The organism is Nonomuraea sp. NPDC049400, assembly GCF_044466425.1.
Taxonomy (GTDB): Bacteria; Actinomycetota; Actinomycetes; order Streptosporangiales; family Streptosporangiaceae; genus Nonomuraea.
Map to the genome: position 1 here is coordinate 55,752 of NZ_JBITMP010000010.1, position 12,714 is coordinate 68,465.

16 protein-coding genes and 1 pseudogene are annotated in these 12,714 nt (G+C 71.9%); 10 read left to right on the forward strand and 7 right to left on the reverse strand.

Features of this window, described 5'->3' with window-relative positions; translation table 11 throughout:
• The first annotated feature begins 58 nt into the window (after window positions 1–58).
• The 4 genes from ACIBVN_RS17240 (at window position 59) to ACIBVN_RS17255 (ending at window position 1,554) form a co-directional block, all read left to right on the forward strand.
• Window positions 59–322 carry an MBL fold metallo-hydrolase gene (locus tag ACIBVN_RS17240; protein WP_397137836.1) on the forward strand — a complete coding sequence of 88 codons (264 nt, stop codon included), beginning with the start codon at window positions 59–61 and terminating at the stop codon, window positions 320–322.
• Between the two features lie 274 nt (window positions 323–596).
• Window positions 597–734 carry a hypothetical protein gene (locus ACIBVN_RS17245; RefSeq protein WP_397137319.1) on the forward strand — a complete coding sequence of 46 codons (138 nt, stop codon included), beginning with the start codon at window positions 597–599 and terminating at the stop codon, window positions 732–734.
• Between the two features lie 131 nt (window positions 735–865).
• On the forward strand, window positions 866–1,057 hold the full coding sequence (locus ACIBVN_RS17250; RefSeq protein ID WP_397137321.1) for a hypothetical protein: 192 nt from the start codon (window positions 866–868) through the stop codon (window positions 1,055–1,057).
• A 41-nt stretch (window positions 1,058–1,098) separates the two neighbouring features.
• Window positions 1,099–1,554 carry a MarR family winged helix-turn-helix transcriptional regulator gene (locus ACIBVN_RS17255; RefSeq protein WP_397137323.1) on the forward strand — a complete coding sequence of 152 codons (456 nt, stop codon included), beginning with the start codon at window positions 1,099–1,101 and terminating at the stop codon, window positions 1,552–1,554.
• Window positions 1,555–1,578: 24 nt separating this feature from the next.
• On the opposite strand, the gene ACIBVN_RS17260 is transcribed toward ACIBVN_RS17255, so the two are convergent.
• Window positions 1,579–2,904 (reverse strand): MATE family efflux transporter, encoded by a 1,326-nt coding sequence (locus ACIBVN_RS17260; RefSeq protein WP_397137325.1) that lies wholly within the window; start codon window positions 2,902–2,904, stop codon window positions 1,579–1,581.
• Window positions 2,905–2,954: 50 nt separating this feature from the next.
• Between ACIBVN_RS17260 and ACIBVN_RS17265 the strand changes: the two genes are divergently transcribed.
• The 4 genes from ACIBVN_RS17265 to ACIBVN_RS17280 are packed head-to-tail and all read left to right on the forward strand — an operon-like array spanning window position 2,955 to window position 7,667.
• Window positions 2,955–4,523 carry an ABC transporter substrate-binding protein gene (locus tag ACIBVN_RS17265; RefSeq protein ID WP_397137327.1) on the forward strand — a complete coding sequence of 523 codons (1,569 nt, stop codon included), beginning with the start codon at window positions 2,955–2,957 and terminating at the stop codon, window positions 4,521–4,523.
• On the forward strand, window positions 4,508–5,485 hold the full coding sequence (locus ACIBVN_RS17270) for an ABC transporter permease (RefSeq protein WP_397137329.1): 978 nt from the start codon (window positions 4,508–4,510) through the stop codon (window positions 5,483–5,485). Before ACIBVN_RS17265 ends, ACIBVN_RS17270 begins: the two co-directional genes overlap by 16 nt.
• On the forward strand, window positions 5,482–6,297 hold the full coding sequence (locus ACIBVN_RS17275; RefSeq protein WP_397137331.1) for an ABC transporter permease: 816 nt from the start codon (window positions 5,482–5,484) through the stop codon (window positions 6,295–6,297). The genes ACIBVN_RS17270 and ACIBVN_RS17275 overlap by 4 nt, the downstream gene beginning before the upstream one ends.
• Window positions 6,294–7,667: an ABC transporter ATP-binding protein gene (locus ACIBVN_RS17280; protein WP_397137333.1), complete on the forward strand. Its 1,374-nt coding sequence runs from the start codon at window positions 6,294–6,296 to the stop codon at window positions 7,665–7,667. Before ACIBVN_RS17275 ends, ACIBVN_RS17280 begins: the two co-directional genes overlap by 4 nt.
• A 33-nt stretch (window positions 7,668–7,700) precedes the next feature.
• On the opposite strand, the gene ACIBVN_RS17285 is transcribed toward ACIBVN_RS17280, so the two are convergent.
• The gene (locus tag ACIBVN_RS17285) at window positions 7,701–8,096 is read right to left on the reverse strand and encodes a tautomerase family protein (protein WP_397137335.1); all 396 of its coding nucleotides are present in this window, start codon (window positions 8,094–8,096) and stop codon (window positions 7,701–7,703) included.
• Between the two features lie 21 nt (window positions 8,097–8,117).
• Window positions 8,118–8,675 carry a TetR/AcrR family transcriptional regulator gene (locus ACIBVN_RS17290; RefSeq protein WP_397137838.1) on the reverse strand — a complete coding sequence of 186 codons (558 nt, stop codon included), beginning with the start codon at window positions 8,673–8,675 and terminating at the stop codon, window positions 8,118–8,120.
• A 136-nt stretch (window positions 8,676–8,811) separates the two neighbouring features.
• Here ACIBVN_RS17290 and ACIBVN_RS17295 point away from each other — a divergent pair, with 136 nt between their 5' ends.
• On the forward strand, window positions 8,812–9,810 hold the full coding sequence (locus ACIBVN_RS17295; RefSeq protein WP_397137337.1) for a zinc-dependent alcohol dehydrogenase family protein: 999 nt from the start codon (window positions 8,812–8,814) through the stop codon (window positions 9,808–9,810).
• A gap of 9 nt (window positions 9,811–9,819) precedes the next feature.
• Here the strand turns inward: ACIBVN_RS17295 and ACIBVN_RS17300 are convergent.
• The 3 genes and pseudogenes from ACIBVN_RS17300 to ACIBVN_RS17310 all read right to left on the reverse strand — a co-directional run.
• Window positions 9,820–10,080: pseudogene (locus ACIBVN_RS17300) on the reverse strand (GrpB family protein); the annotation flags it as partial.
• Window positions 10,081–10,099: 19 nt separating this feature from the next.
• On the reverse strand, window positions 10,100–10,555 hold the full coding sequence (locus ACIBVN_RS17305; protein WP_397137339.1) for a hypothetical protein: 456 nt from the start codon (window positions 10,553–10,555) through the stop codon (window positions 10,100–10,102).
• A gap of 2 nt (window positions 10,556–10,557) precedes the next feature.
• Entirely contained in the window at window positions 10,558–10,881 is a 324-nt protein-coding gene (locus tag ACIBVN_RS17310) for a class I SAM-dependent methyltransferase (protein ID WP_397137341.1), read from the reverse strand.
• A 150-nt stretch (window positions 10,882–11,031) separates the two neighbouring features.
• Here ACIBVN_RS17310 and ACIBVN_RS17315 point away from each other — a divergent pair, with 150 nt between their 5' ends.
• On the forward strand, window positions 11,032–11,988 hold the full coding sequence (locus ACIBVN_RS17315) for a LuxR C-terminal-related transcriptional regulator (protein WP_397137343.1): 957 nt from the start codon (window positions 11,032–11,034) through the stop codon (window positions 11,986–11,988).
• 172 nt (window positions 11,989–12,160) lie between these two features.
• Here the strand turns inward: ACIBVN_RS17315 and ACIBVN_RS17320 are convergent, their stop codons facing one another.
• Window positions 12,161–12,616 (reverse strand): aminotransferase class IV, encoded by a 456-nt coding sequence (locus ACIBVN_RS17320; protein ID WP_397137345.1) that lies wholly within the window; start codon window positions 12,614–12,616, stop codon window positions 12,161–12,163.
• Window positions 12,617–12,714 lie beyond the last annotated feature (98 nt).

The window sequence follows — 12,714 nt, forward strand, 5'->3', positions numbered from 1 at the left end:
CTTCCACGGCTACGACACCAGGGGAGCGGAGCCGCATCCCACCGCCTACTACATCTGGCTGGCCGTCAACGACGAGCACACGGTCGTCATCGACACCGGCATCGCCCGCGCGCGGGCCGAGCGCGCCCCGGGACTGCGCTACCTGTCCTCGCCCGTGGAGGCGCTGGCCCGGCTGGACGTGGCCGCGGACGCCGTCGACCACGTGGTGCTCACCCACCTGCACTACGACCACACCGGCACAGCCAAGGAGTTCACCTCGGCCCGCTACGTCCTCCAGCGCGCCGAGCTCCAGGTGCCCCCTGGAGCGCAAACGTGCCTTTGATTGTAACTTCTTGCACTCCCTTGGCCACTGTGGGTATGGTTCGAGTGATCGAACGGGAAGGCGATAGCCAAGCCCATCGGGAGATCGTGTCCTTGTCGGTACAGCTAGGCCGCCGGAACGGCGGTGACAGCGCGTGGAGACTCGGGGTTGCCCGGGTCGGTGAAGCGCGAACCCCCGCACTCGAGGGTGACGGGAAGAATCTCCACCGTTCACACGGTGGAGAGGAGTTCAAGAGAACATCGAGGGGGACCGACCCTTCCCGATCCTGCACAGCATGACCGGCATGTACGGCGCCTTCGACCGGATCAAGGAGCTGGCCGACGGCCCCGGCTTGGTGGTCGCCGGCCACGACCCGGAGGTGCTCAAACGTTTCCCCCTGCTGGAGCCCGGCATCGCGGTGATCGCCGGCTGACGCCTCTCACAGGCCGAGGTAGACGCGCCGGATCTGGGGGTCGCCGCGGAGCTCGGACGGCCGACAGGCGCGACGTCTCCACCCGGGGGCTGCCGCAGCGCTGGACCTTCACCGACGAGTGGTACAACCTCGTGCCGTTCCCCATCCGCGTCCGCGTCCTGGCCAAGGTGGATGGGAGCACGCTGGCCGGCGGCGTACGCGGCAACCTCGGCCACGACGTCAAGGCCTGGACCGGCGAGCCGCTGGAAGGGGACCAGCACTTCATCCGGCGCCTGCTCGCCGGCGTGAAGTCCGTGCTGGACATGGCCCCCTTCTGCCGCTGACCATAAGAGACTTATATAAATTCCGGATATATAGTTGCCGAGTGAACGACATCCCTGACGGCGAGCTGGACGTGGACGCCTTCGCCACGGCGATCGAGAACTTCAACCGCTTCTACATCCGCCTCCCGACGCTGGAGAAGCTGTCGTTCACGACGCTGTCGGTGCTGGACACCCTCGCCTTCGGCGGCGGCCCGATGCGGCTGACCGACCTGACCAGGACCGAGCAGGTCAGCCAGCCCGCCATCACCCAGCTGATCACCCGGCTGGAGCGCGACGGGCTGGTGGAGCGCCGCCCCGACCCGAGCGACGGGCGCGCCGTCCTCATTCACATCACCGAGGCCGGCCGCCGGATCGGCCGCTCCCGCCACGACGACCGCATGCGCCACCTGGCCCCGCTGGTCGCCCAGCTGACCGCCGAGCAGCGACGGGCGATCGCCGGCGCGCTGCCCGCCCTGACCCGCCTCGCCGAGCTCGGCCGCGCCCAGCGGCCCGGCTGACTCCCTCGGCAGGCGCGTACGCTCTCAGCCGGCCTGGTGCTCGGCCGCCGGGCGGGGCGCCGAGAGGGTGCGCCGGAAGCGGGCGAGCAGGAGTGCGGCGGTGGTGGCGAGCCCGGCGAACAGGCCGAGCCACGTCCCCAGCGTCTCGAGCCCGGCCGGCACGGAAAGCAGCCAGGCCGCGGGCAGTCCGACGAGCCAGTAACCGAAGAGGGTCAGCCGGAAGCCGCCCCTGGTGTCGTCGAGGCCGCGCAGCAGCCCGACCCCGATGTTCTGGGCGCAGTCCACGAACTGCATGACGGCCGCCACCATGACCAGGCCCGTGGCGATCCCCAGCGCCGTGCCGTCGGAGCCGTCCAGGAACGGGCGCAGCACGAGCCGGGGGAGGGCGAGGTAGAGCACGGCGACGACGGCCATCATGCCCGCGCCGCAGGCCAGCGCCGCGCGGGCGATCCGCCGCGCCGACTCGGGCCGGTCCAGGGCGATCTCCCTGCTGACGCCGATGGAGGCGGCGTGCGACAGGCCGACCGAGATCTGGAAGACGATGTAGACGAGCTGGTTGACGGCGGTGTGAGCGGCCAGCGCCGCGGTGCCGAAGGTGCCGACGAGCAGGGCGACGACGGAGAAGAAACCGGCCTCAGAACCGTAGGTGGCGGCGATCGGCACGCCCAGGCCGGTGAGACGGCGCAGCGTGGCGGGGCGGGCGCGCCAGGCGCGCAGGTCCAGCATCGGCGCGAGTTCGGGGTCGCGTCGCGCGGAGCCGTACAGGGCCAGGAAGCTCAGCAGGTAGACGGTGCTGGTCGCCAGGCCGATGCCGGCCAGGCCGAGGGTGCTCATGAGGGCGGCGTTGAGTGCGATGTTCACCACAATCGAGGCGAGGGTGATGCGCAGCAGTGCCTGCGGGCGGCGCATGCCGACGGTGAACTGCCTGATCGCCTGGAACCACAGGCACGGGACGAGCCCGGGTGCCAGGGCCCACAGCATGGGCCGCATTCCCTCGATCACGGCTTGGTCCTGGCCGAGGAGCGCGACGCCCTCACCCACGGCGACCATGAGAGCGCCGCCCGCCACTCCGGCGACGGTGGCCAGCGCCAACGCGGCCCGTACGAGGTCGCCGAGGTCCTCCTGGCGGGCGTGCGCGGCGGCCACCTGGTTGCCGACGGCGGTCACCAGCCCGACGCCCATGGTACGGAACTGGTTGAAGATGACCATGGCCAGGCCGCCCGCGGCCAGTGCTTCGACGCCGAGCAGCCCGAGCATGACGGTGTCGGTCGTCGTCAGTGCGACTTGGGCGAGCTGCGTCAGGGCGAGCGGCACGGCGAGCGTGGTGAGTTCACGGATGGTCGGCGTCACCTTGCGCAGACTCTCCTTTTAGGATAGGCAAACCTAAGCAAAATATCACCATGGATGGGGACAAAGTGGACCTGAGTCGGCGTCAGCTTCTCATGACGGCCGGTGGCGCCGGCCTGGTGGGCCTACTCGCGGCTTGCGGCGGTGGCGGCGGTGGGTCCGGCCTGAAGCCCACGGCGAAGGCGGCTCAGGGCACGCCTGTCAGCGGCGGCACGCTCCGGGTCGGCGCGCTGGGCCGGGCGAGCGCGATCACCCGCGACCCGCACGGCACGCAGGCGAACGAGAGCGACTACCTGATCATCAGCCTGCTCTACGACACTTTGACCGTCCCGGGGGCCAAGGAGAACACCGCGCCCCGGCTGGCCGCGAGCTGGAAGGCCGACGCCGACGTCAAGACCTGGCGCTTCACGCTGGCGCAGGGCGCGACGTTCCACGACGGCACGCCGGTCACCGCCGAGGACGTCGTCTGGTCGCTGCGCCGGCTGCGGGAGACCCCGTCGGGTGCGGCGCGCCTGCCCGGCATCAAGCCGGACAACATCCGGGCCGACGGCGACACCGTGGTGCTGACCTCCGACTATCCCAACGCCGACCTGCCGCTCCTGCTGCGCCTGACCACGTTCGTGATGAAGAAGGACACCAAGGAGGTGGCGGGCGCGCCGGGCAGCGGGCCGTTCAAGCTGGAGTGGTACCGCGACGGTAATGCGCGGCTGGTGCGCAACGACGCCTGGCACGGCGGCAAGCCGTACCTCGACGCGATCGAAGTGAAGATCTTCGAAAGCCCGCAGGCCATGGCCAACGCCTTGCTGGGCGGCCAGATCGACCTGGCCTCCAACGTCGGCGCCGTCGCCGCCAGGACGGCGGCCGCCCGGCCGGACGTCCAGGTGCTGCGCCGGCCCGACGACATGGCGATGCCGATCGTCATGCGCACCACCGAGGGCAGCCCGTTCGCCGACCCCAAGGTCCGCGAGGCGCTGCGGCTCGCCGTCGACCGCGAGACCATGGTCAAGCAGGTGCTCAGCGGCTACGGCAAGGTCGCCAACGACGTGCTCGGCACCGGCGACCCCGCGTACGCCAAGGACCTGCCGCAGCGCGCCCGCGACCTGAACAGGGCGAAGCAGCTGCTCCAGGAGGCCAAGTTCGACCTGTCGAAGACCTACCAGCTGCGCACCACCGAGGACATCGCGGGCCTGGCCGAGTCCGCCGCCCTGTTCGCCACCCAGGTACGCGAGGCAGGCGTGCAGATCGAGGTCGTCAAGGAGGAGTCCGGGACGTTCTGGGACAAGACCTGGCTCAAGGGCGACCTGTACACCACCTACTGGGGCACCAACGACTCGGTGCTGTTCTTCGCCAGCAAGCTCCTGCTGACCGGTGCCGGGCAGAACGAGTCCGCGTGGAGCGACGCCGAGTTCGACCAGACCTACAAGCAGGCCGTGGGAACGCTGGACGAGGCCACGAGGGCGCAGGCGCTCCGCAAGCTCCAGCAGATCGAGTACGAGCGCTCCGGCTACCTGCTGTGGGGCATGGCCGACGGCATCGACCTGGCCGGTCCGAAGGTGCGCGACCTGCCCACGCTGCCCGGGTACGGACGAGTGCAGCTCGAGCGGGTATGGCTGGCGCGCTGACGGCGCGGCGGTCCAGCGGGCTCGCCCGCCGGACCGCCCTGCTCGCCGCGCTGCTCGCCCGCCGGATCGCGCTGCTCGCCGTGCTGCTGGCGCTGGTCTTCGCCGTCGTCGAGGCGCTGCCGGGCGACGCCGCGGACGCGACCGCCGAACGTGGCGAGAGCGCCGCGGACGTCGCCAGGCGGCGCGTCCTGCTCGGCCTGGACCAGCCGGTCGCCGTGCGCTTCCTGAAGTGGATGGCCGGACTGCCGACCGGCGACCTCGGGACCTCCGCGCGCGGCGAGCCTGTATGGCACCTCCTGGCCGGCCCCTTACCCAACACGCTGCTGCTGGGCGGCCTGGCGCTGGCGATCACGGTCGTCGCCTCGCTCGCGCTCGGCTGCTGGGCCGCGCTGCGGCCGGGATCGCTCACCGATCGGGTGATCTCCGCGTCCGCCACCGCGGTGCTCGCGCTGCCGGAGTTCGTCATCGCGGTGGCGCTGGTGCTGGTCTTCGCGCTGTGGGCGGGCGTGCTGCCCGCCGCGACGCTGGCGGGCCCGGACGGCGCCCCCGCCGCGTGGAGCATGCTGGTCCTGCCGGTGCTGGCGCTGGCGATCCCGCAGATCGGGTGGAACGCCCGGATCGTCCGCGGCGCTCTCGCCGACGAGGCCAGGGCCCCGCACGTGGGCGCGGCCGTGCTCGACGGTCTGTCTCCCCTCCGCGTCCTCGCCCGCCACCTGCTGCCGGGGGCGCTGCCCGCCATCGCGGCGGGCGCGGCCACCTCCACCGGCATGCTGCTCGGCGGCGCCGTGGCCGTGGAGACGATCTTCAACTATCCGGGCGTGGGCGCGCTGCTCGCGGGCGCGGTGGCCGACCGGGACACCCCGATCATCGCGGGCGTCGTCGCGCTCACCGGCGTGGTCATCACGTGCGTGCTGCTGGCCGCCGACCTGATCCGGTCCTGGGCGGCGGGAGGACGCCGGTGAAGCGCCTCCTGCCCGCCCTGCCCGCCCTGCCCGCCCTGCTGGTGCTGCTGCTCGCGCTCGGCGGGCCACTGCTCGCGCCGTACGCGATGGACCAGCCGATCACGATCCCGTACGGCCCGGCGGGGGCGGACGGCGCGCTGCTCGGCGGCGACCAGCTGGGCCGCGACGTGCTGAGCAGGCTGCTGTACGGCGGGCGCGACCTGGTCGTCTCCGCCCTCGTGGTGGCGTCGCTGGTGACCGCGATCGCCGCCGTCCTCGGCGTCACCGGGGCGCTGCGGCCGGCGTTCGGCCGGTTCGTCGAGCGGGCGGCGGACGTGTTCATGCTGCTGCCGGCGGTGCTCGGCATCCTGCTGGTCACGCAGGCCTGGCCCGGCGGCGGCGGCCGGCTCGCGCTCGTGGCCGCGGCGGTGGCGCTCGGCACGCCGTACGCGGTGCGGTTCATGGCCGCGGCGGCCGCACCCGTCGTGGCCGCCGGCTATGTGGAGGCGGCCGTCGCGGGTGGCGAGCGCACCTGGCACCTGGTCGTGCGCGAGGTGCTGCCGAACCTGCGCTCCACCGTGCTCGCCCTCTTCGGCCTGCGCTTCGTCGCGGCCGTGTACGTGGTGTCCACGGCGGCGTTCCTGCAGGTCGGCCCCCAGCCGCCGGCGGCCGACTGGGCGCTGATGATCCGTGAGAACAGCGCCGGCATCGTGCTCAACCCGTGGGCGGTGCTGGCCCCCGGCCTCGCGATCGCCTTCCTGGCGATGAGCGTCAACCTGGCGGCCGGCGCCCTGGCCGCCAGAGCCCGAACGTGGGAGGTGGCGGTCCTGTGACCCCGCACGCCGTCGTGAACGATCTGACCGTGGCCGTGCCCGGCGGGCCCGAGCTGCTGTCCGGCGCCGGCCTGACCGCGCGGCCCGGCCAGGTGCTCGCCCTGGTGGGCGCCTCGGGCTCGGGCAAGACCACTCTGCTGCGGGCCCTGCTCGGCGACCTTCCGCCGGGGACCGCCCGCCGCTCCGGCGCCGTACGGGTGCTCGGTGTGGACGTGTTCGGCTGCGGGCCCGCCGACCTGCGCCGGCTGCGGCGCGAACGCCTGGCCTTCGTGGGACAGGACCCCGGCTCGGCGCTCAATCCGCGGATGCGCGTGGCCGCGCTGGTCGCCGAGACCGGCACGGGCCTCACCCGCGACGGCATCGCCGCACTGCTCGGCGAGGCTGGATTGTCCGCCGTGCCCGGACTGCTCGGCCGCAAGGCCGGTGAGCTGTCGGGCGGCCAGCAGCGCCGCGTCGCCCTGGCCAGGGCGCTGGCCCGCCGGCCTGACCTGCTGATCCTGGACGAGCCCACCGCCGGGCTCGACCCCGCGCTGCGCGAGGAGATCGGCGCGCTGCTGCGCCGCCTGGCCCGCGAGCAGGGGATCGCGGTCGTGCTGTCCTGTCATGACCGGGACCTGGTCGAGCGGGTGGCCGACGAGACGTTGGAACTGTCCGGCGGCGCCGTCGTCCCGAACGCGCCGGCCTCCCCGCGGCCCTGCGAGACGTCCGGTGCGGAGTCCGGGCTACGCGCGCGCGGGCTGGACGCCGACGTGGGGGCCGAGCGTGTGCCGGTGCTGCGCGGCGTCGACCTGGACGCCGCCTCCGGCATGGCGGTCGGCGTCGTGGGCCCGTCAGGTTCGGGCAAGACCACGCTGCTGCGTACCCTGGTCGGCTTGCATCCCCGTTCGGGCGGCTCGCTCACCCTCGACGGCCTCGCCCTCCATCCCGACGTGCGCAGGCGCGAGCGCGAGCAGCGGCGCCGGGTGCAGTTCGTGCCGCAGAACCCGATGGCCGCACTCAATCCCTCGACGACCGTGTCCGCCGCGCTGGCCCGCCCGCTGCGCCTGCACCGCAGGTGCGCCCGTGCCGCCGTGCCGGAGCGGGTGACCGACCTCCTGGAGCAGGTCGGGCTGGGCGCCGAGCACGGCAGCCGGTACCCGCACGAACTGTCGGGCGGCCAGCGGCAGCGGGTCTCCATCGCCCGCGCCCTGGCGGCGGAGCCCGACGTGCTGGTCTGCGACGAGATCACCTCCGCCCTGGACGGCGGCACCGCGCGCTCGGTCATGGAGGTGCTGACCGGGCTGCGGCAGGCGCGGGGCACGGCTGTGGTCTTCGCCTCGCACGACCACCACCTGGTCCAGACGTACGCCGACGGCGTGGTGACGATCTAGTCCGGGTACGCGTCGAGCGGTGACCCGCCGCCGTCATAGGCCGGCCTCGGCGTACTGCGCCACGCCCTCGCCGAACGACCAGTCGATCGGCTGGTTCTCGCTGATCGAGACGAATACGTTCCGCGGCTCGGTGCCCGCGTACTCCTCGGCGAGCTCGGCGATCCTGCGGTAGAGGGCCTGCTTCTGGGCCGCCGTACGTCCGGAGCGCATGGCGATGGCGACGAACACGAGGTCGTCGTCCCGGTGCACGCCGAGGTAGCCGGCGTCGTAGCGGAGCGTGCCACGCGTGCCGTCGTGGCTGGTGAGCACCTGGAACCTGTCGTCCTGCGGGATGCCGATGGCGTCGACCAGGGCGTCGTGCACGGCCCGGCCCAGGGCGTCCAACCGCTTCTCGTCTGCACGGAGCGCGTCAATGCGAACAAAGGGCATTATTTCGTCCTTTCGAGTGATTCAGCGAGCATGTCCGGCGAGCAGCCCGAGCGCGCCGTCAACGGCCTGCGCGTACACCTCCGCGTCGCCGGCGGCGCGGGCCAGCACATACCCGCCCTGCAACACGGCGACGAGCGCGGTGGCGGTGGCCGCCGGGTCAAGCTCTGTGCGCACCTCGCCCTCGGCGCATGCTTCCGTGAGGACCCCGGCGAGCCGGGTGCGCAGCCAGGCGAAGGTCTCCTCGACCGGACGGCGCAACTCGGCATCGGCCATCACGTCCGGGTCCTGGGTGAGGCGGCCGACCGGGCAGCCGCGCAGGGCGTCCCGTTCCCGGCGCAGGTAGGCGGTGATCCGCTGGATGGGGGTCCCGGAGCCGGAGAGCTCCGCCTCCGCGCGGGCGCGCATGTCGTCGGCACTGCGGGCGATCGCGGCCAGCGCCAGTTCGGGCTTGCCGCGGAAGTGGTGGTACATGGTGCCCTGGCCCGCCCCGGAGCGCTGCTGGATCGCCTTCGGCGAGGTGCCCACGTATCCGCGCTCCCACAGCAGCTCGCGGGTGCTCTCGATCAGCCGTTCTCTCATGTCCACGGTCTCGAGCGTACATACTAGTAGGTACAGAATCAATCTCGAGATAGTACGACGGACATCGAAGTTTGACAGCGATCGTACTTGTGCGCTTCAGTAGATCGCGTTCACAGGCGAGCGAAGGATGGGTGGCATGGCAAGGACCGTGCGGTTCCACGAGATCGGCGGGCCCGAGGTGATGCGGCTGGAGGACCTGGAGACGGGTGAGCCGGGGCCGGGCGAGGTGCGGATCCGGGTGGACGCGATCGGGGTCAACAGGGCGGAGGCGCTCTTCCGGAGCGGCCACTACATCGAGCCGGTCAAGGAGCTGCCCGCCAGGCTCGGCTCCGAGGCCGCCGGGGTGATCGAGGCGATCGGCCCGGAGGTGACCGGGTTCGAGGTGGGGCAGGCGGTCAGTGTCGTGCCGTCCTTCTCGTACAACGACTACGGCATGTACGCAGAACGGGCGATCGCGCCGGCGTCCGCGCTCCTGCATCGCCCCGACGGGGTGGACGCGGTGTCCGGCGCGGCGGTGTGGATGCCCTATCTCACCGCGTACGGCGCGATGGTCGAGGTGGGCGGGATGCGGGCGGGCGACGTGGCGGTGCTGAACGCGGCCTCAAGCAGCGTCGGCCTGGCCGCGATCCACACGGCCAACCGGGTGGGCGCCACGCCGATCGCCGTCACCCGCACCCGCGCCAAGAGGCAGCGGCTGCTCGAGGAGGGCGCGGCCGAGGTCATCGTCTCCGAGGAGGAGGACGTGGCGGGACGCGTGCTGGCGCTGACCGGTGGCAGGGGAGCCGAGTACGTCTTCGACGCCGTCGCCGGACCGGGCGTGGTGGATCTGGCCCGGGCCGTGGCCCCCGATGGGACGTTGTTCCTGTGGGGCGCGCAGAGCGGGCAGCCGACGCCCTATCCGGGGTTCGAGCTGGGCATGCCCGCCCTCAACCTGCGCACGTACACGGTGCACGAGATCACCAGGGATCCCGGGCGGATGCGCCGCGCCGCGGCGTTCGTCGCCTCAGGCCTGCGTGCCGGGGCGTTCCGTCCCGTGGTGGACCGCCTGTTCCCGCTGGAGGAGATCGTGCGGGCGCACCAGCACATGGAGTCCAACACCCAGTTCGGCAAGATCGTGGTCACCGTGGCCCACTGATCACCGCGCTCACGCGTCACTCGGCCCGGGTCGCCAGCCAAGCCTCTGGGCCCACGCGTCAGCGCGGCGCAGAATGTCCCAGAGGTACGGCTCCTTGGCCTCGACGTACTTCTGGCGCTCGTCGCGCAATTCCTCCGCACACCGCCGTTTCACCCTCGCGCACTCGGCCGCGTCGTCTGGGTGGGCACGCAGACAGTCGCGCATCAGCAGGGGCAACTGCTGCGAGAAGCTCCCATGTTCGCGCACGTGGACATGGGTCCGGCGGGGTGCCCGGCGCCTCCCGGATGTCCTAGATGTTCTTTCGGGCTATGAGCACGCGCAGAGCCACCGGTTCGACGAATCGCCCACTCGGGTCGGCTGCCAGCAGGGCGTCGTTGATCTCTCGTTCGAAGGCGGGCCGTCGATCGCCGAGCAGCCGCCGCAGCGGGAGCGACGTCGAATACAGGTAGCCGATGATCCGGTTCGCCGTCCACGACCGCTCGAACTCATGGACCACCCGGGAGACGTCCCGGAACGGTGAACGAGTCAGCACCGCTTCGTTCGGCTCGCTCGGTGTCCCGATGCCGGTCTGGGGGAGCGGGCCCAGGAAACGGTGCTGCACTTCCTCGATGGCGTGCTGCCACGGCGTGACCGGTCGCGCCAGGCAACCGTCATTGGCGATCACCACGCCGCCCCCGCCCTCCACCATGCCGGCCAGTGCTCCCAGCACCTGCTCGCGATCCATCCAGTGGAACGAGCGCCCCATGGTCACCAGCCGGAACCGCCCCAACCCGCCCGGCAGGTCCGCCGAACTGCCGCGCGCGCCCAGGTCACATTGCCGACCCCGGCGGCGAGTGCCTGCTGGGCGGCCTCGGCGAGCATGTCAGGCTCGGGATCGACACCGACCGCCTCCGCGACGTGCCCGGCGAGCGGAATGGTCAGTTGGCCGGTGCCGCAGCCCAGGTCAAGCAGGCGTCCAGAGCCGTCGAGCCCGAAACGCCGGACCAGATCGTCGAAGAACGCCCTCGGATAGCCCGGACGGAAGCGCGCGTAGAACACACCTGTCCCGGCGAACAGTCCACCACTCGACACCGCGCCACCTTACTCACTCGAACGTGGCGAGCGAGATCGGCGGTCCTCATCAGGCTCGATACCGAGAAGGCACCCGGCGGGGCTTGGTTCAGGACGATAAGTAAGATCGTCCCCCTTGTGGACTGTGTCCGCAATGGGAAAGATCATCATGTGTCTCCTGTGCTGTCCGGACTCGGTATGCCCGAAGGGGCCGAGGCGATCTACCTGTCCTTGCTGGAGCGTGACACCGCTACGACGGCCGACCTCGTGGCCGGGTCAGGAAGGACCGCGGAGCAGGTGTCGGACCTGCTCGCCTGGCTGCGGGCGCGCGGGCTGGTGCTCCGCGCCGACAAGCCGGCCGTCCCCGGCGGGGCGGACGCGTGGGCGGCGGCCGACCCCGCGCACGCGCTGCAGGAGCTCGTACGCCAGCGCGAGGACGAACTGCACAGGATCCGCGACGTACTCCCCGGCCTGCGGGAACGGTTCCACCGGTCGCGGGAGCACGACGGGGCCGGGGGAATGCTCGAGTATCTGGACAGCGGGGAGGAGATCGGCAACCGCTACCACCAGATGCTGCAGGAGGCGCGGCAGGAAGTGCTGATGTGGGACCACGCGCCGTATGTCGCCGGAGCGAACGCGCCCACGGAGCACGCCGCGCTGGAGCGCGGGGTACGCTTCCGCCTGCTGTGCGATCCGCAGGACCTGCCCGCCGAGCTGGGCGCGGAGTTCGCCGCGCTCCGCGGCCTGCAGGCCAGGCTCCATCCCGACCTGCCCTTTCGCGGCGCGCTCGCGGACCGCCAGTCATGCGTCATCACGATGGACCGCGAGTCGCGGAACGCCAGGGCGCTGCTCGTCCGGCCGTCGCCGCTCCTCGACGGCCTGGTCATGCTCTTCGAGACCTGCTGGAGCCGGGCCGTGCCCATGAAAGGCCAGCCGGTCAGCCTCGACCAGCCAGAGCGCGAGGTGCTCACGCTGCTGGCCGCCGGGCTGAAGGACGACGCGATCGCCCGCCAGCTCGACATCACCACGCGAACGGTACGGCGCCGCGTGCAGGCGGTGCTGATCGCGTTGAACGCCAAGAGCCGCTTCCACGCGGGCGTCGAAGCGATCCGCCGCGGCTGGGTCTGACTTGGAGGCGCCGCCAGCTCCAGGTGATCGCGGCCGACGACGGCGGGATCCAGGGCGTTGATCAATCCGGCGAGGCCACGGGCCAGTCCGGTCGCGATGCGGCCGATGGCCGCCCGGACGGCCGGAGGTGCTTGCCTGGCCGAATGCAGCCCACCCCACGTGTCGAACCCTTTCAGCCTCCGCTCGGCACCGGGGTCAACCATGAGTGGTATCGGGAATCCTCGCCCCGCACCGCGGCTTGGTAGCCGGCGCTCACCTTCGAGGTCACCGGGCCCGGCCCGTTCAGTTCACGGCCGTCGACGAGGGCGACAGGCACGATCTCCGCGGCGGTCCCGCACACGAACACCTCGTCGGCCGCGTACAGCTCGGAGCGCGGCAGATTACGCCGCTCCACGGCGATCCCGAGGTCGGTGGCCAGCCGTACCACGGTGTCCTGGGTGATCCCGTCCAGGGCGCCTGCGCTCACAGGTGGCGTGGCGAGCACCCCATCGCGGACCACGAAGAGGTTGGCCGCCGTGCACTCGCTGACGTGGCCGGCGGTGTTGAGAAGTACGGCGTCGTCGTACCCGGCTTCGACGGCCTCGTTCTTGGCCAGTGCCGAGTTGAGGTAGGGCCCGGTCGCTTCCACCTCGGTCGTCCCCGACCCCTCGCATCTCCTGCTGCCTCCGCTGGACACCGCCGAGCTGCTGCGTGCACCTTCGGGACACGGCTACGACGCCCAGGGTG